This window comes from Streptomyces millisiae (assembly GCF_031845425.1).
Lineage (GTDB): Bacteria > Actinomycetota > Actinomycetes > Streptomycetales > Streptomycetaceae > Streptomyces > Streptomyces millisiae.
In genome coordinates this window covers 1-20422 of record NZ_JAVREM010000078.1, presented here as the reverse complement: position 1 = coordinate 20422, position 20422 = coordinate 1, and the positions used below count along the sequence as shown (strand labels likewise).

General features: G+C 70.2%; 17 protein-coding genes and 3 tRNA genes. 17 read left to right on the top strand and 3 right to left on the bottom strand.

Annotated features, from left to right (window positions below; all coding sequences use genetic code 11):
• Nucleotides 1-91 precede the first annotated feature (91 nt).
• Entirely contained in the window at nucleotides 92-1276 is a 1185-nt protein-coding gene (locus tag RNC47_RS31910; protein ID WP_394814925.1) for an amidohydrolase family protein, read from the bottom strand.
• A gap of 132 nt (nucleotides 1277-1408) precedes the next feature.
• Here RNC47_RS31910 and RNC47_RS31905 point away from each other — a divergent pair.
• The 7 genes from RNC47_RS31905 to RNC47_RS31875 all read left to right on the top strand — a co-directional run bounded on the left by RNC47_RS31905 (nucleotide 1409) and on the right by RNC47_RS31875 (nucleotide 4619).
• Nucleotides 1409-1481, top strand: a tRNA-Thr gene (locus tag RNC47_RS31905).
• Between the two features lie 44 nt (nucleotides 1482-1525).
• Nucleotides 1526-1598: transfer RNA gene (locus tag RNC47_RS31900), tRNA-Met, on the top strand.
• A gap of 96 nt (nucleotides 1599-1694) precedes the next feature.
• Complete coding sequence (gene rpmG / locus RNC47_RS31895; protein ID WP_077059582.1) at nucleotides 1695-1859, top strand: 50S ribosomal protein L33; 165 nt, start codon at nucleotides 1695-1697, stop codon at nucleotides 1857-1859.
• A 109-nt stretch (nucleotides 1860-1968) separates the two neighbouring features.
• Entirely contained in the window at nucleotides 1969-2424 is a 456-nt protein-coding gene (locus RNC47_RS31890; protein ID WP_311603839.1) for a MaoC family dehydratase N-terminal domain-containing protein, read from the top strand.
• Nucleotides 2425-2426: 2 nt separating this feature from the next.
• Nucleotides 2427-2861 carry a MaoC family dehydratase gene (locus RNC47_RS31885; RefSeq protein WP_311603837.1) on the top strand — a complete coding sequence of 145 codons (435 nt, stop codon included), beginning with the start codon at nucleotides 2427-2429 and terminating at the stop codon, nucleotides 2859-2861.
• A gap of 188 nt (nucleotides 2862-3049) precedes the next feature.
• Nucleotides 3050-3484, top strand: coding sequence for a PPOX class F420-dependent oxidoreductase (locus RNC47_RS31880; protein ID WP_311603835.1), 435 nt, complete (start codon nucleotides 3050-3052; stop codon nucleotides 3482-3484).
• A 79-nt stretch (nucleotides 3485-3563) separates the two neighbouring features.
• On the top strand, nucleotides 3564-4619 hold the full coding sequence (locus RNC47_RS31875) for a UDP-N-acetylmuramate dehydrogenase (RefSeq protein WP_311603833.1): 1056 nt from the start codon (nucleotides 3564-3566) through the stop codon (nucleotides 4617-4619).
• Between the two features lie 9 nt (nucleotides 4620-4628).
• On the opposite strand, the gene RNC47_RS31870 is transcribed toward RNC47_RS31875, so the two are convergent.
• Both RNC47_RS31870 and RNC47_RS31865 read right to left on the bottom strand, forming a co-directional pair.
• A complete protein-coding gene (locus tag RNC47_RS31870) occupies nucleotides 4629-5648 on the bottom strand; it encodes an adenosine deaminase (RefSeq protein WP_311603832.1) in 1020 nt (339 codons plus the stop codon).
• A 69-nt stretch (nucleotides 5649-5717) separates the two neighbouring features.
• On the bottom strand, nucleotides 5718-6950 hold the full coding sequence (locus tag RNC47_RS31865) for a pyridoxal phosphate-dependent aminotransferase (RefSeq protein WP_311603830.1): 1233 nt from the start codon (nucleotides 6948-6950) through the stop codon (nucleotides 5718-5720).
• Nucleotides 6951-7119: 169 nt separating this feature from the next.
• Between RNC47_RS31865 and RNC47_RS31860 the strand changes: the two genes are divergently transcribed.
• From RNC47_RS31860 to RNC47_RS31815, 10 genes are all read left to right on the top strand, one after another.
• A tRNA-Trp gene (locus RNC47_RS31860) sits at nucleotides 7120-7192 on the top strand.
• 81 nt (nucleotides 7193-7273) lie between these two features.
• The gene (gene secE / locus RNC47_RS31855) at nucleotides 7274-7543 is read left to right on the top strand and encodes a preprotein translocase subunit SecE (RefSeq protein ID WP_132934052.1); all 270 of its coding nucleotides are present in this window, start codon (nucleotides 7274-7276) and stop codon (nucleotides 7541-7543) included.
• Nucleotides 7544-7585: 42 nt separating this feature from the next.
• Nucleotides 7586-8404, top strand: coding sequence for a transcription termination/antitermination protein NusG (nusG, locus tag RNC47_RS31850; RefSeq protein ID WP_311603829.1), 819 nt, complete (start codon nucleotides 7586-7588; stop codon nucleotides 8402-8404).
• A 176-nt stretch (nucleotides 8405-8580) separates the two neighbouring features.
• Complete coding sequence (gene rplK / locus RNC47_RS31845; RefSeq protein ID WP_113689416.1) at nucleotides 8581-9012, top strand: 50S ribosomal protein L11; 432 nt, start codon at nucleotides 8581-8583, stop codon at nucleotides 9010-9012.
• A 77-nt stretch (nucleotides 9013-9089) separates the two neighbouring features.
• Nucleotides 9090-9809, top strand: a complete 720-nt coding sequence (gene rplA, locus RNC47_RS31840) for a 50S ribosomal protein L1 (RefSeq protein WP_311603827.1) — start codon at nucleotides 9090-9092, stop codon at nucleotides 9807-9809.
• A 134-nt stretch (nucleotides 9810-9943) separates the two neighbouring features.
• Nucleotides 9944-10867, top strand: a complete 924-nt coding sequence (locus RNC47_RS31835) for a LolA-like protein (protein ID WP_311603826.1) — start codon at nucleotides 9944-9946, stop codon at nucleotides 10865-10867.
• A gap of 311 nt (nucleotides 10868-11178) precedes the next feature.
• Nucleotides 11179-11724, top strand: coding sequence for a 50S ribosomal protein L10 (gene rplJ / locus RNC47_RS31830; RefSeq protein WP_311603824.1), 546 nt, complete (start codon nucleotides 11179-11181; stop codon nucleotides 11722-11724).
• 71 nt (nucleotides 11725-11795) lie between these two features.
• Nucleotides 11796-12182, top strand: coding sequence for a 50S ribosomal protein L7/L12 (gene rplL, locus RNC47_RS31825; RefSeq protein ID WP_311603822.1), 387 nt, complete (start codon nucleotides 11796-11798; stop codon nucleotides 12180-12182).
• 480 nt (nucleotides 12183-12662) lie between these two features.
• Nucleotides 12663-16148, top strand: a complete 3486-nt coding sequence (gene rpoB / locus RNC47_RS31820; RefSeq protein WP_311603821.1) for a DNA-directed RNA polymerase subunit beta — start codon at nucleotides 12663-12665, stop codon at nucleotides 16146-16148.
• Nucleotides 16149-16242: 94 nt separating this feature from the next.
• Entirely contained in the window at nucleotides 16243-20142 is a 3900-nt protein-coding gene (locus RNC47_RS31815) for a DNA-directed RNA polymerase subunit beta' (RefSeq protein ID WP_311603852.1), read from the top strand.
• Nucleotides 20143-20422 lie beyond the last annotated feature (280 nt).

The following is a 20422-nucleotide window of genomic DNA, read 5'->3' as shown; positions in this document are numbered from 1 at the left end:
AACGCGGCTCGGTACGTCCGACATCCCATGTCCGACGAACCGTCACGAAGTGTCTCCTGTTGCGAAGACCATGACAAGGAGACGTGGCCGGTCAGTATCCGGTGGCCTGGCGCGGGAGTTCCGGCCCACCGGCCGCCCCGGCACCGCAGTACTCGCGAACGGCGCTGGTCCTGGCCACGATCCGGCCCCGGTGGATCACCAGCCTGCTGTACGCCAGGGAGAGCGCGTCGGCCACCGTGCGCCCCCGCACCGCGAGCAGCTCGGCCGGAAAGCCCGCCTCGATCCGCACCTCGGGCAGCCCGAGCGCGGCCCTGGCCCGGCCGCTGACCGCCCGGTAGGCCTCGGCCGGGCGGTAGAGGCCGCGCGCCACCAGCTGGTGCGCCGTGTCCAGCGGGTCCCCGCGCCCCACCGGGTTGACCGCGTCCCGCAGCGCCCCGCCGCCCGCCGCCACCCGCACCCCGGCCGCCGTGAGCAGCCGCACCGCCGCCCCGCCCCGCGAGGCGGCGAGCCCACACGGGCCCTGCGGCAGGCAGACCACGGTGATCCCGGCGGCCGCGAGCCGCCCCGCCACCCGCGCCGCGTCATCCGGCGCCAGCAGCGAGAGCCCGCCGCAGGGGCCGATCGCCACCCCGGACCGGCAGGCGCCGGCCGCCGACGCCAGCCGGGCGAGCCTGGCCGGGTCGGCGCCGTCCGTGTGCAGGTCGATCGCGCAACCGTGCTCCTCCGCGATGCCCAGCACGACGTCCAGGTAGCCGGCCGGATCCGGGTCGAGATCGGGCGAGCCGCCGAGCGCCCCGGCGCCCATCTTGGCCGCCTCGCTCAGCAGCGCCCGGTTCTCGGCCCCGGCCAGGCCCGTCAGCAGCCGGGGCACCGCGACCACGCTCAGCTCCGCCAGGCCGCGCAGCGCCCGGGCCGTCTCCAGGGCGGCCTCCAGCGCCGCCAGCGACTCGGCGCCGCCGATCCTGACGTGGCTGCGCTGGGCGGTGGCCCCGTGCCCGAGCTGGATCAGCGCCGCCTCCGTGATGCGGCGGCGCAGCGCCGCCTGGCCGGTCGCCGGCGGCCCGCCGCCGGAGCCGGTCAGGGCCGTGTCGTGGTGGGCGTGCGGCTCGGCCGGCGCCGGGAGCAGCAGGTAGCCGGAGAGATCCGCCTCCTGCGCGCCGGCGGGCGGGGCCAGGCTCCCCGGGGTGCCGACGGCCTCGATCCGCTCCGCGCTCAGCAGGAGGTCGACGGTGCGCCCGTCGGCGAGCCGAGGTCCCCTGAGTGCAAGCATCGGCATGGAGCGTACGGGGCGGGCGGGGCCCGGGAGGGCAAGGAGGGAATAGTCGTACCGCCGTGGTGGTCGGCGGTTGGTCCCCACTCCCTATGGATTTCTCCTTCTGCCCGGGACCGTGTAATCTCTTCAGCGCTCGCCCCAATAGCTCAGTCGGCAGAGCGTCTCCATGGTAAGGAGAAGGTCAACGGTTCGATTCCGTTTTGGGGCTCTGGGATGTCGGTCTCCGTCATCGGCGGGGACTCTCATCTCAGGGGCGGCGTAGCTCAGTCGGTAGAGCAAACGGCTCATAATCGTTGTGTCACCGGTTCAAGTCCGGTCGCCGCTACCCCCAGTAGCCGATTGAGGGCTAAGTCCTCCGATCGGCTACTCTCTCTGTGTTGAAGCAAGTGTTTTACCCGTCCATCCGTCAAGGAGCACTCACGTGGCTGCCACAGACGTCCGCCCGAAGATCACGCTGGCCTGCGTGGAGTGCAAGGAGCGGAACTACATCACCAGGAAGAACCGGCGCAACGACCCGGACCGCCTGGAGATGAAGAAGCACTGCCCGCGTTGCAACGCGCACACCGCACACCGCGAGACCCGCTAACAGCGACCGCAGAGTTTCGTAGACGAGGCCGCTCCCGTCCCCGGGAGCGGCCTCGTAGGCTGTCTGGCCGGTCACCGTCAGGCCGGGCAGTCGAGTCGAGAGGGGTCCCATGCCACTGGACGAGTCCTTCGTCGGGCGGAGCTACCCGCCCACCGCGCCCTACGAGGTGGGGCGCGAGAAGATCCGCGAGTTCGCCGAGGCCATCGGGGACGCCAACCCGGCCTACACCGACCCGGAGGCGGCCAAGGCGCTCGGCCACCCGGACGTGATCGCCCCGCCGACCTTCGTGTTCTCCATCACCTTCGCGGCGGCCCAGACGGTCATCCAGGACCCGCAGCTCGGCCTCGACTACAGCCGGGTGGTGCACGGCGACCAGAAGTTCGCCTACGCCCGCCCGGTGCGCGCCGGCGACCGGCTCTCGGTGACCTCGGTCATCGAGGCGGTGAGCTCGCGCGCCGGCAACGAGATCGTGGACGTGCGCGGCGACGTGCACGACGCGTCCGGCGAGCATGTGGTGACCGTGCACACCAAGTTGGTGGCCAGGATGAGCGGGGCGGGGGAGTAGGCGTGGCGGCGAGGATCGCGTACGCGGACGTCGAGGTCGGGACCGAGCTGCCGGGCGCCGTCTTCCCGGTCGACCGCGCCACGCTGGTGCGGTACGCGGGCGCCTCGGGCGACTTCAACCCCATCCACTGGAACGAGCGGTTCGCCAAGGAGGTGGGCCTGCCGGACGTGATCGCGCACGGCATGTTCACCATGGCCGAGGCGGGCCGCGTCGTCACCGACTGGGCCGGCGACCCGGGCGCGGTGCTCGAGTACGGCGTGCGCTTCACCAAGCCGGTCGTCGTCCCCGACGACGACAAGGGCGCGGAGATCGAGGTCACCGCGAAGGTCGCGGCCCTCCTCGACGACGAGGCCCGCACCGTCCGCGTCGACATCACGGCCCGCAGCGCCGGCCAGAAGGTCCTCGGCCTCGCCCGGGCGGTCGTCCGTCTTTCCTGAGGGGCCGCCCTGGCGGGCTGAACGCCCCGAAGGGGCCTCGGCCCTGCCGGCGGCTTCGCCGCTCCGGGTTCGGAAGGCCGCGGGGCTCCGGTATCCGTGCCAGCCGTGGCCGCCTGGTCTCTCGGCGGCCCCCGGCCGGAGGAGGCTCCGCTTGACCCTGACACGATGTCAGGGGTGATGATCGCCTCATGACGACGACCGCGTCCTTCGATCCGCGTGAGCTGCTCGCGGAGAGCCGGCTCGGGGTGCTGGCGACCATCAAGGCCGACGGGCGGCCGCAGCTGTCGCCCGTCATGCCGTTCTACGACCGGGAGGCCGAGGTCATCCTCGTCTCCATCACCGAGGGGCGGGCCAAGACGGTGAACCTGCGGCGCGATCCGCGGGCCACGTTGGAGGTCACCAGCGCCGACGGGTGGTCGTGGGCCACGGCCGAGGGCGTGGCCACGCTCACCGGTCCCGGGACCGACCCGCACGGGCCCGAGGTCGAGGCCCTGGTGGAGTACTACCGCAGGGCCGCCGGCGAGCACCCGGACTGGGACGAGTACCGCTCCGTGATGGTCTCGGACCGCCGGGTGCTCATGAGCATGACCGTCGACCACGTCTACGGCGCCCGCGTCGGTTGACGTGGTCGACGTGCCGGACCGGCCGCGCCACCCACGCCCTTCGAGCCGCCGCGCCCGGCAGGGCGCTTAGGCTGGGGTGGTGCAGGAGACCCAGAACGCATCGCTCGCGCCCCTGACCACCCTCCGGGTCGGAGGCCCGGCGCGGCGGCTCGTGGTGGCCGAGACCGACGACGAGGTGGTCGCCGAGGTGCGCGCCGCCGACGAGGCCGGGACGCCGCTGCTGGTCGTCGGCGGCGGCAGCAACCTGCTCGTCGGCGACGCCGGCTTCCCCGGCACCGCGCTGCGCGTCGCCACCACGGGACACCACCTCGACGGCACCCGCCTGGAGCTCGCCGCCGGCGAGAACTGGTCGGACGCCGTCGCCCGCACCGTGGACGCCGGGCTCGCCGGCGTCGAGTGCCTGGCCGGCATCCCCGGCTCCGCCGGGGCCACCCCGATCCAGAACGTCGGCGCCTACGGCCAGGAGGTCTCCTCCGTCATCAGCGAGGTCGTCGCCTACGACCGCGCCGCCCGCGCCGTCGTCACCATCCCCGGCGCCGAGTGCGGCTTCGCCTACCGGCACAGCCGCTTCAAGGCCGAGCCCGACCGCCACGTCGTGCTCCGGGTCCGGCTGGACCTGGAGGACGCCGGCGGCCTCTCCGGGCCCATCCGCTACGCCGAGGCCGCCAGGCTGCTCGGCGTGGCCCCAGGGGCGCGGGTGCCCGTCGGCAGGGCGCGCGAGGCCGTCCTCAAGCTGCGCACCGGCAAGGGCATGGTGCTCGACCCGGAGGACCACGACACCTGGTCCGCCGGCTCGTTCTTCACCAACCCGATCCTGGACGACGCCGAGCACGCCGCGTTCCTCGCCCGCGTCGCCGACCGCCTCGGGCCCGACGCCGCGCCGCCCGCCTACCCGGCCGGCGAGGGCCGCACCAAGACGTCGGCCGCCTGGCTGATCGACCGGGCCGGCTTCACCAAGGGCTACGGCACGGGCCGCGCCCGCATCTCGGGCAAGCACACCCTCGCCCTCACCAACCGCGGCGGGGCCACGGCCGCCGACGTGCTCGACCTCGCCCGCGAGGTGCGGGACGGGGTCCGCGCGGCCTTCGGCGTCACCCTGGTCAACGAGCCGGTGCTGGTCGGCGTCGACCTCTGAGCGCGGGCCCTACACCGCCAGCCACTCGTCGATCGCGACCAGGATCTTCTCCCGCACGTCCTCCGGCGCCGCCGAGGCCCGCACCGACTGGCGGGCCAGCTCGGCCAGCTCGACGTCGGTGAAGCCGTGGTGCTCCCGGGCGATCTCGTACTGCGCGGCCAGCCGCGAGCCGAAGAGCAGCGGGTCGTCCGCGCCGAGCGCCATCGGCACGCCCGCGCCCCACAGGGTCCGCAGCGGCACGTCGGCCAGCGTCTCGTAGACCCCGAGCGCCACGTTGGACGCGGGACACACCTCGCACGTCACCCGCGCCGCGGCCAGCCGCTCCAGCAGGTAGGGGTCCTCGGCCGCCCGCACCCCGTGGCCGATCCGCGCGGCCCGCAGGTCGTCGAGGCAGTCACGGACGCTGGCCGGGCCCGACAGCTCCCCGCCGTGCGGCGCGGCCAGCAGCCCGCCGTCCCTGGCGATCGCGAAGGCCCGGTCGAAGTCGCGCGCCATGCCCCGGCGCTCGTCGTTGGACAGGCCGAACCCGACGACCCCGCGGTCCCGGTAGCGGACGGCGAGACGGGCCAGGGTGCGGGCGTCCAGCGGGTGCCTGATCCGGCTGGCCGCCACCAGCACCCGCATCCCGAGGCCGGTCTCCCGCGCCGTGGTCTCCACCGCGTCCAGGATGATCTCCAGCGCGGGGATCAGGCCGCCGAGCCGCGGCGCGTACGACGTGGGGTCGACCTGGATCTCCAGCCAGCGCGAGCCGTCCGCCAGGTCCTCCTCGGCCGCCTCGCGGACCAGCCGCTGGATGTCCTCGGGGGCCCGCAGGCAGGCGCGCGCCGCGTCGTAGAGCCGCTGGAAGCGAAACCAGCCGCGCTCGTCCGTGGCCCGCAGCCGTGGCGGCCGGTCCCCGCTCAGCGCATCCGGCAGGCTGACCCCGTACTTGTCGGCCAGCTCGAGCAGCGTTCCGGGACGCATCGACCCGGTGAAGTGCAGATGCAGGTGCGCCTTGGGGAGCGACCGGACGTCACGTACACGATCCATCTTCAGATCCTGCCGTATCCGCGGCGACGTCCGGTAGTCGCATACCCCCCAGGGGGACCTCCCCGAACCTCAGTCCCGTGCCTCGGCCAGCAGCTTCTGGATCCGCGAGACGCCCTCGACCAGGTCGTCGTCGCCCAGCGCGTAGGACAGCCGCAGGTAGCCGGGGGTGCCGAACGCCTCACCCGGGACCACCGCCACCTCCGCCTCCTCGAGCAGCACCGCGGCGAGCTCCAGGCTGGTGGCCGGCCGCCGGCCCCTGATCTCCTTGCCGAGCAGCGCCTTGACCGACGGGTAGGCGTAGAACGCGCCCTCGGGCTCCGGGCAGTCGACGCCCTCGATCTCGTCGAGCATCCGCACGATCGTGCGGCGGCGCCGGTCGAAGGCGGACCGCATCTCGGCCACCGCCGTCAGGTCACCGGAGACGGCGGCGAGCGCCGCGGCCTGCGCCACGTTGCTCACGTTGGAGGTGGCGTGCGACTGCAGGTTGGTGGCGGCCTTCACGATGTCCTGCGGGCCGATCAGCCAGCCCACCCGCCAGCCGGTCATGGCGTATGTCTTGGCCACGCCGTTGACGATCACGCAGCGGTCGGCGAGCTCGGGGACCAGCGCCGGCAGCGAGCTGAACTCGGCGTCGCCGTACACCAGGTGCTCGTAGATCTCGTCCGTCAGCACCCACAGGCCGTGCTCGGCGGCCCAGCGGCCGATCGCCTCGGTCTGCGCGCGCGAGTACACCGCGCCGGTCGGGTTGGACGGCGAGACGAACAGCAGCACCTTGGTGCGCTCGGTGCGTGCCGCCTCCAACTGCTCGACGCTCACCCGGTATCCGGTGGTCTCGTCCGCGACCACCTCCACGGGCACGCCGCCCGCGAGCCGGATCGACTCCGGGTACGTCGTCCAGTAAGGGGCCGGCACGATGACCTCGTCGCCCGGGTCGAGCAGGGCCGCGAACGCCTCGTAGATCGCCTGCTTGCCGCCGTTGGTCACCAGCACCTGGGACGGCGTGATCTCCAGGCCCGAGTCGCGCAGCGTCTTGGCGACCAGCGCCTCCTTCAGCTCCGGCAGCCCGCCCGGCGGCGTGTAGCGGTGGAAGCGGGGGGCGCGGCACGCCTCGACCGCCGCCTCGACGATGTAGTCGGGGGTCGGGAAGTCGGGCTCGCCGGCGCCGAATCCGATCACCGGACGGCCGGCGGCCTTGAGGGCCTTGGCCTTGGCGTCCACGGCCAGCGTGGCCGACTCGGAGATGGCGCCGATCCGGGCCGAGACCCGGCGCGCTTCGGGAGCTGGGGATGTCGCGGCACTCATAGGGGCATCGTCCCAGACATGGCACGGCTGTGGCACATGAGATCTCCCACCGTCCTCGCGTGGATCACTGCTTCCGCGCTCCTACCCGTTCGACGGGCGGCGATTCAGCACGTACACTCCTCACCGGTGGCGCTTCCGATGCGGTACGTTGTCGGGCACCACGCGGCAAAGGGTCGTAGCTCAATTGGTAGAGCACTGGTCTCCAAAACCAGCGGTTGGGGGTTCAAGTCCCTCCGGCCCTGCTACACGTAAGGTGAACAGCCGTCCGGGTGGCCGGGCGGCCTTTGACCATGACCGGGATCAGGTGAGGACGAGTGGCTGGGATCACAGACTCCGTGGAGACCCCCGAGCCCCAGCCCCAGGGGGAGGGCACCGGCAAACGCCGCGGCCGTCGCGCCAAGCGCGGCCCGCTGGGCCGGCTCGCACTCTTCTACCGCCAGGTCGTCGCCGAGCTCCGCAAGGTGGTCTGGCCCTCCAGGCGCCAGCTCTCGACCTACACGACGGCGGTGATCGTCTTCGTGATCGTCGTCATCTGCATCCTGACCGTGATTGACTTTGGATTCAGCCGGGCCGTCGAGTACGTCTTCGGCTGACCCATTCACCTCCGTGTCGTAAGTCAGGAAGAAGCAGCTACCGTGTCTGACCCGAACCACAATGACGCCGCGTCCGCCGAGGTCGAGGGCGAGGACACCGCGCGTGACATTGTCGAGGCAGCGGACACCGTCGACCAGGAGGAAGCTGCCGAGGCCGCGGCCGGCGAGCCCGCCGAGGAGGCCGCGGTCCGCGTCGAGGACGAGGACGAGGCCGGCGAGCCCGCGGAAGAAGCGGTCGAGGAGCCGGTGGACCCCGTGGCGCAGCTCCGCGAGGAACTGCGGGTCCTCCCCGGCGAGTGGTATGTCGTGCACACCTACGCGGGGTACGAGAACCGCGTGAAGACCAACCTCGAACAGCGCGCCGTCTCGCTCAACGTCGAGGACTACATCTTCCAGGTCGAGGTGCCGCAGGAAGAGGTCGTCCAGATCAAGAACGGCGACCGCCGCACCATCAAGCAGAACAAGCTGCCGAGCTACGTCCTGGTGCGGATGGACCTGACCAACGAGTCGTGGGGCGTGGTCCGCAACACCCCGGGCGTCACCGGCTTCGTGGGCAACGCCTACGACCCGTACCCGCTGACGCTGGACGAGATCGTCAAGATGCTGGCCCCCGAGGCCGAGCAGAAGGCCGCGGCCGAGGCGGGCGCCGAGGGCGCGGCGGCCGGCGGCCGCAAGGTCGAGGTCCAGGTCCTCGACTTCGAGGTCGGCGACTCGGTCACCGTCACCGACGGCCCGTTCGCCACGCTCCAGGCCACGATCAACGAGATCAACCCGGACTCCAAGAAGGTCAAGGGCCTCGTCGAGATCTTCGGCCGCGAGACGCCGGTCGAGCTGAGCTTCGACCAGATCCAGAAGAACTGACACCTCGCACGTTCGGCCCGCAGGGGCCCTGACCGCGGTTCCGCCGTGGTCAGGGCCCCTGCGGCCGTGAGGGCCCGGATTTGGGCGGGGAAGCGGCGGCCGGTACCGTGGTGCGGTATGCCTCCGCCCGGCCAGGGCGGACGCGCACCGTTCACGAGGTTAAGGACCCGGAGAGCATGCCTCCCAGGAAGAAAGTCACGGGGCTGATCAAGCTCCAGATCCAGGCGGGTGCCGCCAACCCGGCTCCGCCGGTCGGCCCGGCGCTGGGTCAGCACGGCGTCAACATCATGGAGTTCTGCAAGGCCTACAACGCGGCGACCGAGTCGCAGCGCGGCTGGGTCATCCCGGTGGAGATCACGGTCTACGAGGACCGCTCCTTCACCTTCATCACCAAGACCCCGCCGGCCGCGAAGATGATCCTCAAGGCCGCCGGCGTCGAGAAGGGCTCGGGCGAGCCGCACAAGACCAAGGTCGCGAAGATCACCCGCGCCCAGGTCCGTGAGATCGCCACGACCAAGATGCCCGACCTCAACGCCAACGACCTGGACGCCGCCGAGAAGATCATCGCCGGCACCGCCCGTTCCATGGGCGTCACCGTCGAGGGCTGATCGCAGCACCCCCAACCGTGGCAGGGCCAGGCGCTGGCCCGGACCACGACTCCATTCGCCAGCTTGCAGGAGCAGCAGTGAAGCGCAGCAAGAATCTCCGCGGCGCCGACGCGAAGGTCGACAAGACCGCCGTCTACGCACCGCTCGACGCCGTCCGTCTCGCCAAGGAGACCTCGACGGCCAAGTTCGACGCGACCGTCGAGGTCGCCATGCGCCTGGGCGTCGACCCGCGCAAGGCCGACCAGATGGTCCGCGGCACGGTCAACCTCCCGCACGGCACCGGCAAGACCGTCCGGGTCCTGGTCTTCGCGACCGGTGACCGTGCGGCGGCGGCGGAGGCCGCCGGCGCCGACATCGTCGGCTCCGACGAGCTGATCGACCGCGTCGCCAAGGGCTTCCTCGACTTCGACGCCGTGGTCGCCTCGCCCGAGCTGATGGGCAAGGTCGGTCGCCTGGGCCGGGTGCTCGGTCCGCGCGGCCTGATGCCGAACCCGAAGACCGGCACCGTCACCCCGGACGTCGCCAAGGCCGTCACCGACATCAAGGGCGGCAAGATCGAGTTCCGGGTGGACAAGCACTCCAACCTCCACTTCATCATCGGCAAGGTGTCCTTCAGCGAGCAGCAGCTCGTCGAGAACTACGCCGCCGCGCTGGACGAGATCCTGCGGCTCAAGCCGTCCGCGGCGAAGGGGCGTTACCTCAAGAAGGCCACCATCACCACGACGATGGGCCCCGGTGTGCCGGTCGACCCCAACCGCACGCGTGACCTCCTCGAGGAGGACGGCGTCGCCGCCTGACGCGCGACGAACCGCGAGCACCACCACGCCCGTTCCCGTTCTGTCACAGAGCGGGAGCGGGCGTTCGCCGTTGTCGGCGGCCCGGGTTAAGGTGGAGAACTGGTGTACTTGTTCACAATTCCCAGGGGGGAAGCATGCGTTCCATACACCGAGCCGCACTGAGCGCCGCCGCGGTGGTGCTGGTCGGCGCCACGGCGGCCTGTAGCGGTTCGGAGGACGGTGACGAGGGCGCCTTCGGTGGCGGCGAGCGCGACGGCGGTGCCACCTCTGGCGACGCCTTCAGCGCGGTGCAGGCGGCCGCCGAGTCCACCACCGAGATCACCTCCGCCGGCTTCACGGCGACGACCTCGGGGCCCGCGACGGCGACCGGCGGCGAGGTCGAGATCTCGGGCGTCATGTCCTGGGGCGACGGCGTCGTGCTGGACGCCACCATGAGCGGCGAGGCGATGCAGCTCGGCCCGGAGGCTCCCTCCGAGATGCGCATGGTCATGCTCGACGACGTCATGTACATGAATCTGGGCGAGTCCTTCGCGGCCGAGTTCGACGGTCGCGAGTGGATGATGATGGACATGGGCGCGCTCGCCGAGGAGTCCGGCGACCCGGCCCTCGCGCAGGCCGTGGACATGGGCTTCGACGAGGCCAGCCAGGACCCGTCCGCGCAGATGGGGCTGCTGCTCCAGTCGCCCGACATCGAGTCGGTCGGCGAGGAGGAGATCGACGGCGTGACCGTCGAGCACTACCAGGGCACGGTCTCCGTCGAGGACGCCCTGCAGAACAACGGCGCGGCGGACGTCTTCACCGAGGAGGAGCTCCAGCAGCTCACCGACAACATGGAGCAGTCCGGCATCGAGTCGTACGACATCGACGTCTGGGTCGACGAGAACGACTTCCCCATCCAGATCCGGCAGGCGTTCGACTCCGAGATGGGCCCGGTCACCACCGAGGTGCGCTACACGGACCTCGGGGCCGAGGTCGACGTGGCGGCCCCCGAGGAGGGCTCCTACGTCGACTTCATGGAGCTGATGGAGAGCATGGGCGTCCAGCCCGAGTCCCTCTGACCGCACCCCCGCCGGCCGGCGCCGGGCACCGGATTTGCCTGGCGCCGAGCCGTTCGCGTACATTGCTGCGGTAGCCAAAGACCGCTGGTCGCCGCCTGGTCCCGTCAGGGTCCGGGTGGCCGAAGGATCCGCCGAGTGCGGACGGCCTGCGCAGGTGATCGTGTGCGATGTGGTGGACCCATGGTCCCCGTTCTACGCCCTGAGCGCCTGCGCCAGGGCGCTTTCTGTTTGGGGCGCTGTCCGTTTCTGCGTGACCCATCCTTCCGTGCGGTTTTCATCACCCGGCAAAACCCGGAAGGAGGGCCGAGGTTATGGCGAACACCGACAAGGCGGCAGCCGTCGCGGAACTTCAGGAGAAGTTCGCGAAGTCCAACGCGGCCGTCGTCACCGCGTACACCGGTCTCACCGTCGCGCAGCTCAAGACGCTGCGCCGTTCGCTCGGTGAGAACGCTCAGTACAGCGTGGCGAAGAACACGCTGTCCAAGATCGCGGCCAAGGAGGCCGGGGTCAACGGACTCGACGAGTACTTCAAGGGCTCCACGGCCGTCGCCTTCGTGACCGGTGACCCGGTCGCGACGGCGAAGGGCCTGCGCGACTTTGCCAAGGAGAACCCGGCGCTCGTCATCAAGGGCGGTTTCATCGACGGCAAGTCGCTGACCGCCGACGAGGTCAACAGGCTCGCGGACATCGAGTCCCGCGAGGTGCTGCTCGCCAAGCTGGCGGGTGCCCTGCAGGCGACCACGGCCAAGGCCGCGGCGACCTTCCAGGCCCCGCTCACGAAGTTCGTCCGCACCGTGGACGCGCTGCGCGCGAAGGCAGAGCAGGAAGGTGCCGGCGAGCCGGCTCCCGCCGAGTAGGCATCCGCCCACTCACGTCACACATCCGGTTTCTCCGGCACCCAGCCGACTTAGCAGGAAGGACCGCCACCATGGCGAAGCTGTCCCAGGACGAGCTGCTCGAGCAGTTCGCCGACATGACCATCCTCGAGCTCTCCGACTTCGTGAAGAAGTTCGAGGAGAAGTTCGACGTCGAGGCCGCCGCCCCGGTCGCCGTCGCCGCCGCCCCGGCCGGTGGTGGCGCCGCCGCCGAGGCCGAGCCCGAGAAGGACGAGTTCGACGTCATCCTGACCGGTGCCGGCGACAAGAAGATCCAGGTCATCAAGGTCGTGCGCGAGCTCACCTCGCTCGGCCTGAAGGAGGCCAAGGAGCTCGTCGACGGCGCCCCGAAGCCGGTCGTCGAGAAGGTCAACAAGGAGGCCGCCGACAAGGCCAAGGAGGCCCTCGAGGGCGCCGGCGCCAGCGTCGAGGTCAAGTGACCCCGGTCTCCCGCCGAGAGATCCTCTGACCGCCGTCCACGCGGTCGCTGTGGGGCGATCACCCATCAGGGTGGTCGCCCCGCGGCTTTGTGTCGGCCGCCTGCTTGCCCTGACGCGGGTGACGGGTATGGTGATCTTCGGCCGTCGACGGGGGCCGAGGGGTCGCCTCGGGCCTTGACGAACCGCGGCGGGCGCGCGATTCTCAGGTCGCGTCGCCAGATAGGTCCATGTTCCGAGGCATGGATCCCGGCGGACGCGGGAAACATCCGGCAGACGGGTCCGCACCCGGCGACCGAGGCGGTCGGGAGCGGGTCGGCTTGAGAGAACACCGAGGGTGGCTCCTCGATGGTTGATAGTGGCATTGGACATCAGTGGGTCATGTGGCTACACTGACCCTTTGCGCTGCCTAGCTTCTCTCTGCCCGTCACCAGGGGGGCGGGCACGCGCGCAGAGAGTCCGAGCCCTCGGAAGGACCCCCTCTTGGCCGCCTCGCGCAACGCCTCGACCAACAGTACGAACAACGGCGCCAGCACCGCACCGCTGCGCGTCTCCTTTGCGAAGATCAAGGAACCGCTCGAGGTTCCGAATCTCCTTGCGCTGCAGACCGAGAGTTTCGACTGGCTCCTCGGTAACGACGCCTGGAAAGCCCGCGTCGAGGCCGCGCTGGAAAGTGGACAGGACGTTCCGACGAAGTCGGGTCTGGAGGAGATCTTCGAGGAGATCTCCCCGATCGAGGACTTCTCGGGCTCCATGTCCCTGACCTTCCGTGACCACCGCTTCGAGCCGCCGAAGAACTCGATCGACGAGTGCAAGGAGCGCGACTTCACGTACGCGGCCCCGCTCTTCGTCACCGCCGAGTTCACCAACAACGAGACCGGTGAGATCAAGTCCCAGACGGTCTTCATGGGCGACTTCCCGCTCATGACCGACAAGGGCACCTTCTGCATCAACGGCACCGAGCGCGTCGTCGTGACGCAGCTGGTCCGCTCGCCGGGCGCGTACTTCGACAGCACGATCGACAAGACGTCCGACAAGGACCTGTTCTCCGCCAAGATCATCCCCTCCCGGGGCGCCTGGCTGGAGATGGAGATCGACAAGCGCGACATGGTCGGCGTGCGCATCGACCGCAAGCGCAAGCAGTCCGTGACCGTGCTGCTCAAGGCCCTGGGCTGGACCTCGGACCAGATCCTCGAGGAGTTCGGCGAGTACGAGTCGATGCGGGCCACCCTGGAGAAGGACCACACCCAGGGCCAGGACGACGCGCTGCTCGACATCTACCGCAAGCTCCGCCCGGGCGAGCCGCCGACCCGCGAGGCCGCGCAGACCCTGCTGGAGAACCTCTACTTCAACCCGAAGCGGTACGACCTGGCCAAGGTCGGCCGGTACAAGATCAACAAGAAGCTCGGCGGGGACGAGCCGCTGGACGCCGGCGTGCTCACCGTCGAGGACATCGTCAACACGATCAAGTACCTGGTCAAGCTGCACGCGGGCGAGACCGAGACCACCACCGCGAGCGGTCGGACGATCGTCGTCGAGACGGACGACATCGACCACTTCGGCAACCGCCGCCTGCGCAACGTCGGCGAGCTCATCCAGAACCAGGTCCGCACCGGTCTGGCCAGGATGGAGCGCGTCGTCCGCGAGCGGATGACCACCCAGGACGTCGAGGCGATCACGCCGCAGACCCTGATCAACATCCGGCCGGTCGTCGCCTCCATCAAGGAGTTCTTCGGCACCAGCCAGCTGTCCCAGTTCATGGACCAGACCAACCCGCTCTCCGGGCTGACGCACAAGCGCCGCCTGAACGCGCTCGGCCCCGGTGGTCTGAGCCGTGAGCGGGCCGGCCTCGAGGTTCGTGACGTGCACCCGTCGCACTACGGGCGGATGTGTCCGATCGAGACCCCCGAGGGCCCGAACATCGGTCTGATCGGTTCGCTCGCCGCCTTCGGCCGGGTGAACGCGTTCGGCTTCGTGGAGACCCCCTACCGCAAGGTCACCGACGGCGTCGTCACCGACGAGGTCCACTACCTGACCGCGGACGAGGAGGACCGGTTCGTCATCGCGCAGGCCAACGCGCGGCTGACCGACGACTACCGGTTCGCCGAGGCCCGCGTGCTGGTCCGCCGGAGGGGCGGCGAGGTCGACTACGTCGCCGGCACCGAGGTCGACTACATGGACGTCTCGCCGCGCCAGATGGTGTCGGTCGCGACGGCCATGATCCCCTTCCTCGAGCACGACGACGCCAACCGCGCGCTCATGGGCTCGAACATGATGCGCCAGGCCGTGCCGCTGATCCAGGCGGAGGCCCCGCTGGTCGGCACCGGCATGGAGTACCGCTCCGCGGTCGACGCGGGCGACGTGATCAAGGCCGAGCAGGACGGCGTCATCAGCGACGTCTCCGCCGACTACATCACCATCGCCAACGACGACGGCACCCACGTCACCCACCGGCTCGCCAAGTTCCACCGCTCCAACCAGGGCACCTCCTACAACCAGAAGGTCCTGGTCGAGGAGAACGAGCGGGTGATCGCGGGACAGGTCATCGCCGACGGTCCCTCCACCCAGCGCGGCGAGATGGCCCTCGGCAAGAACCTGCTGGTCGCCTTCATGCCGTGGGAGGGCTACAACTACGAGGACGCGATCATCCTCTCCCAGCGCCTGGTGCAGGACGACGTCCTCTCCTCGATCCACATCGAGGAGCACGAGGTCGACGCCCGGGACACCAAGCTGGGCCCCGAGGAGATCACCCGGGACATCCCGAACGTCTCCGAGGAGGTCCTGGCCGACCTGGACGACCGCGGCATCATCCGCATCGGCGCCGAGGTCGAGGCCGGCGACATCCTGGTCGGCAAGGTCACCCCGAAGGGCGAGACCGAGCTGACCCCCGAGGAGCGGCTGCTGCGCGCGATCTTCGGCGAGAAGGCGCGTGAGGTCCGTGACACCTCGCTGAAGGTGCCGCACGGCGAGACCGGCAAGGTCATCGGCGTGCGTGTCTTCGACCGCGAGGAGGGCGACGAGCTGCCCCCGGGCGTGAACCAGCTGGTCCGCGTCTACGTGGCGCAGAAGCGCAAGATCACCGACGGCGACAAGCTGGCCGGCCGGCACGGCAACAAGGGCGTGATCTCCAAGATCCTGCCCGTCGAGGACATGCCGTTCCTGGAGGACGGCACCCCCGTCGACATCATCCTCAACCCGCTGGGCGTGCCCTCCCGGATGAACCCGGGCCAGGTCCTCGAGATCCACCTGGGCTGGCTGGCCTCCCAGGGCTGGAAGGTCGAGGGCACGGACGCGGAGTGGAAGCAGCGTCTTGCGGCCATCGGCGCCGACGACGTCGCGCCCGGCACCAACGTCGCCACCCCGGTGTTCGACGGTGCCCGCGAGGACGAGATGGCCGGCCTCTTCGAGTCCACCATCCCCAACCGCGACGGCGACCGCCTGGTGCTGCCCACCGGTAAGGCGCGGATGTTCGACGGCCGCTCCGGCGAGCCGTTCCCCGACCCGATCTCGGTCGGCTACATGTACATCCTCAAGCTGCACCACCTCGTCGACGACAAGCTGCACGCCCGCTCGACCGGCCCGTACTCGATGATCACCCAGCAGCCGCTGGGTGGTAAGGCCCAGTTCGGCGGACAGCGCTTCGGCGAGATGGAGGTGTGGGCGCTGGAGGCGTACGGCGCCGCCTACGCCCTCCAGGAGCTGCTGACCATCAAGTCCGACGACGTCACCGGCCGCGTGAAGGTCTACGAGGCCATCGTCAAGGGCGAGAACATCCCGGAGCCGGGCATCCCGGAGTCCTTCAAGGTCCTCATCAAGGAGATGCAGTCGCTCTGCCTCAACGTGGAGGTGCTGTCCTCGGACGGCATGTCCATCGAGATGCGCGACACCGACGAGGACGTCTTCCGCGCCGCGGAAGAGCTGGGTATCGACCTGTCCCGGCGCGAGCCGAGCAGCGTCGAAGAGGTCTGACGGGTCCGGCCGGCGGAGCGCACACCGCTCCGCCGGCCGCCCCGAGACCCCGATCAGACCATTGATGACACGACACTGAGAGGGATTGACGAGAGTGCTCGACGTCAACTTCTTCGACGAACTGCGGATTGGCCTGGCGACCGCCGACGACATCCGTCAGTGGTCACACGGCGAGGTCAAGAAGCCGGAGACCATCAACTACCGCACCCTCAAGCCCGAGAAGGACGGCCTCTTCTGCGAGAAGATCTTCGGCCCCACCCGGGACTGGGAGTGCTACTGCGGCAAGTACAAGCGCGTCCGCTTCAAGGGCATCATCTGTGAGCGCTGCGGCGTCGAGGTGACCCGCGCCAAGGTGCGTCGCGAGCGGATGGGCCACATCGAGCTCGCCGCGCCGGTGACCCACATCTGGTACTTCAAGGGCGTGCCGTCCCGGCTCGGCTACCTGCTGGACCTGGCCCCCAAGGACCTGGAGAAGGTCATCTACTTCGCCGCGTACATGATCACGTACGTGGACGAGGAGCGCCGCACCCGCGACCTGCCGTCGCTGGAGGCGCACATCTCCGTCGAGCGCCAGCAGATCGAGCAGCGCCGCGACGCCGACCTGGAGGCCAGGGCCAAGAAGCAGGAGGCCGACCTGGCCGAGCTCGAGGCCGAGGGCGCCAAGGCCGACGCCCGCCGCAAGGTGCGCGAGGGCGCGGAGCGCGAGATGAAGCAGCTCCGGGACCGCGCGCAGCGCGAGCTCGACCGCCTCGACGAGGTCTGGAACCGCTTCAAGAACCTCAAGGTCCAGGACCTGGAGGGCGACGAGCTGCTCTACCGCGAGCTGCGGGACCGCTTCGGCACCTACTTCGACGGCTCGATGGGCGCCGCCGCGCTGCAGAAGCGGCTGGAGACCTTCGACCTGGACGAGGAGGCCGAGCGCCTCCGCGAGATCATCCGCACCGGCAAGGGCCAGAAGAAGACCCGCGCCCTCAAGCGGCTCAAGGTGGTCTCCGCGTTCCTGCAGACCTCCAACAGCCCCAAGGGCATGGTCCTCGACTGCGTCCCGGTGATCCCGCCGGACCTGCGCCCGATGGTGCAGCTGGACGGTGGCCGCTTCGCGACCTCCGACCTGAACGACCTGTACCGCCGGGTCATCAACCGGAACAACCGCCTCAAGCGGCTGCTCGACCTGGGCGCGCCCGAGATCATCGTCAACAACGAGAAGCGGATGCTCCAGGAGGCCGTCGACGCGCTGTTCGACAACGGCCGCCGCGGTCGTCCGGTCACCGGCCCGGGCAACCGGCCGCTGAAGTCGCTGTCCGACATGCTCAAGGGCAAGCAGGGTCGCTTCCGGCAGAACCTGCTCGGCAAGCGCGTCGACTACTCGGCCCGCTCCGTCATCGTCGTCGGCCCGCAGCTCAAGCTGCACCAGTGCGGCCTGCCCAAGGCGATGGCGCTGGAGCTGTTCAAGCCGTTCGTGATGAAGCGGCTCGTGGACCTCAACCACGCGCAGAACATCAAGTCGGCCAAGCGCATGGTCGAGCGCCAGCGCACCGTCGTGTACGACGTCCTCGAAGAGGTCATCGCCGAGCACCCGGTGTTGCTGAACCGCGCCCCGACCCTGCACCGCCTCGGCATCCAGGCCTTCGAGCCCCAGCTGGTCGAGGGCAAGGCCATCCAGATCCACCCGCTCGTCTGCACCGCGTTCAACGCGGACTTCGACGGCGACCAGATGGCGGTGCACCTGCCGCTGTCCGCCGAGGCGCAGGCCGAGGCCCGCATCCTGATGCTGTCCTCGAACAACATCCTGAAGCCGGCCGACGGCCGCCCGGTGACCATGCCCACCCAGGACATGGTGCTGGGCCTGTTCTTCCTCACCACCGACGAGGAGGAGCGGGAGGTCCGCGGCGAGGGCCGGTCGTTCTCCTCGACCGCCGAGGCGATCATGGCGTTCGACGCCGGCGAGCTCTCGCTCCAGGCGAAGATCGACATCCGCTTCCCGGTGGGCACCGTCCCGCCGCGGGACTGGGTCGCGCCGGAGCCGGCCGAGGGTGAGCCGGAGTACCAGTCGGGCGACAGCTTCCGGCTGCGCACCACGCTGGGCCGCGCGCTCTTCAACGAGCTGCTGCCCGAGGACTACCCGTTCGTCGACCAGTCCGTGGGCAAGAAGCAGCTCTCCCAGATCGTCAACGACCTGGCCGAGCGCTACCCCAAGGTCGTGGTCGCGGCCGCGCTGGACAACCTCAAGTCCGCCGGTTACTACTGGGCCACCAGGTCCGGTGTCACCGTCGCGGTCTCGGACATCGTCGTGCCCGAGGCCAAGAAGCAGATCGTGGCCGACTACGAGGCGCAGGACGAGAAGGTCCAGAAGCAGTACGAGCGCGGTCTGATCACCAAGGACGAGCGGACGCAGGAGCTCATCGCCCTGTGGACCAAGGCGACCAACGAGGTCGCCACCGCGATGAACGAGAACTTCCCGAAGACGAACCCGATCTTCATGATGGTCGACTCCGGGGCCCGCGGAAACATGATGCAGATGCGTCAGATCGCGGGTATGCGTGGCCTGGTCTCCAACGCGAAGAACGAGACCATCCCGCGGCCGATCAAGGCCTCGTTCCGCGAGGGTCTGTCCGTGCTGGAGTACTTCATCTCCACGCACGGTGCCCGTAAGGGTCTGGCCGACACCGCGCTGCGGACCGCCGACTCGGGTTACCTCACCCGGCGTCTGGTGGACGTCTCGCAGGACGTCATCATCCGCGAGGAGGACTGCGGCACCGAGCGCGGCCTCAAGCTGGCGATCGCGTCCCGCGGCGCGGACGGCGTGCTGCGCAAGGCGGAGAACGTCGAGAGCAGCGTCTACGCCCGCTGCCTGGCCGAGGACATCGTCGTCGACGGCAAGGTGCTGGCTCCGGCCGGCACCGACCTGGGCGACGTGCTCATCGACGAGCTGGTCAACCACGGCGTGGAGACGGTCAAGACCCGCTCCGTGCTGACCTGCGAGTCCGCCGTCGGCACCTGCGCCATGTGCTACGGCCGCTCGCTGGCCACCGGCAAGCTGGTCGACATCGGCGAGGCGGTCGGCATCATCGCCGCCCAGTCGATCGGTGAGCCCGGCACCCAGCTGACCATGCGTACCTTCCACACCGGCGGTGTCGCCGGTGAGGACATCACGCAGGGTCTGCCGCGTGTGGTCGAGCTCTTCGAGGCCAGGACCCCGAAGGGTGTCGCGCCGATCTCCGAGTCGGCCGGCCGGGTGCGGATCGAGGAGACCGAGAAGACCAAGAAGGTCGTGGTCACCCCGGACGACGGCTCGGACGAGACCTCCTACGCGGTCTCCAAGCGCGCCAGGCTGCTGGTGGGCGAGGGCGACCAGGTCACCGTCGGCCAGCCGCTGACCGTCGGCGCGGCCAACCCGCACGACGTGCTGCGGATCCTGGGCCAGCGTGCCGTCCAGGTCTACCTGGTGGGCGAGGTCCAGAAGGTCTACAACTCGCAGGGTGTGGCCATCCACGACAAGCACATCGAGATCATCGTCCGGCAGATGCTGCGCCGGGTGACGATCATCGAGTCCGGCGACGCGGAGCTGCTGCCGGGCGAGCTGGTCGAGCGCTCGAAGTTCGAGTCCGAGAACCGGCGGGTCGTGGCCGAGGGCGGCCACCCGGCCTCCGGTCGTCCGCAGCTGATGGGTATCACCAAGGCGTCGCTGGCCACCGAGTCGTGGCTGTCGGCGGCGTCCTTCCAGGAGACGACGCGGGTCCTCACCGACGCGGCGATCAACGCCAAGTCGGACTCGCTGATCGGCCTCAAGGAGAACGTGATCATCGGCAAGCTGATCCCGGCCGGCACGGGCCTGTCCCGCTACCGGAACATCCGGGTCGAGCCGACGGAGGAGGCGAAGGCGGCGATGTACTCGGCGGTCGGCTACGACGACATCGACTACTCGCCGTTCGGCACCGGCTCCGGCCAGGCGGTTCCGCTGGAGGACTACGACTACGGCCCCTACCAGGGCTGAATCTCACCACCGGTTCGCTGGGCGCTGTGCCCGAGCGACCGGCTCGCAGGGCCCGGCTCGGCGGCTTCGCCGCCACGAGCCGGGCCCTGCGGCCGTGTCGGCCTGCGGCCGTGCCGCGCCCACCCACCCGCCCCTTGGCGGGTGGCCTCGCGCGGCGGGGGCCGCGTGGCCCGGCGGCGTAGCCGCCGCGGGACCGGCCCCGCCTGGCCGTGCACCGCGCGCAGCGCGGGCAGGCCCGCCCACCCCGTGCGAAGCGCGGGAAAGGGCGGGTGGGTGGGGG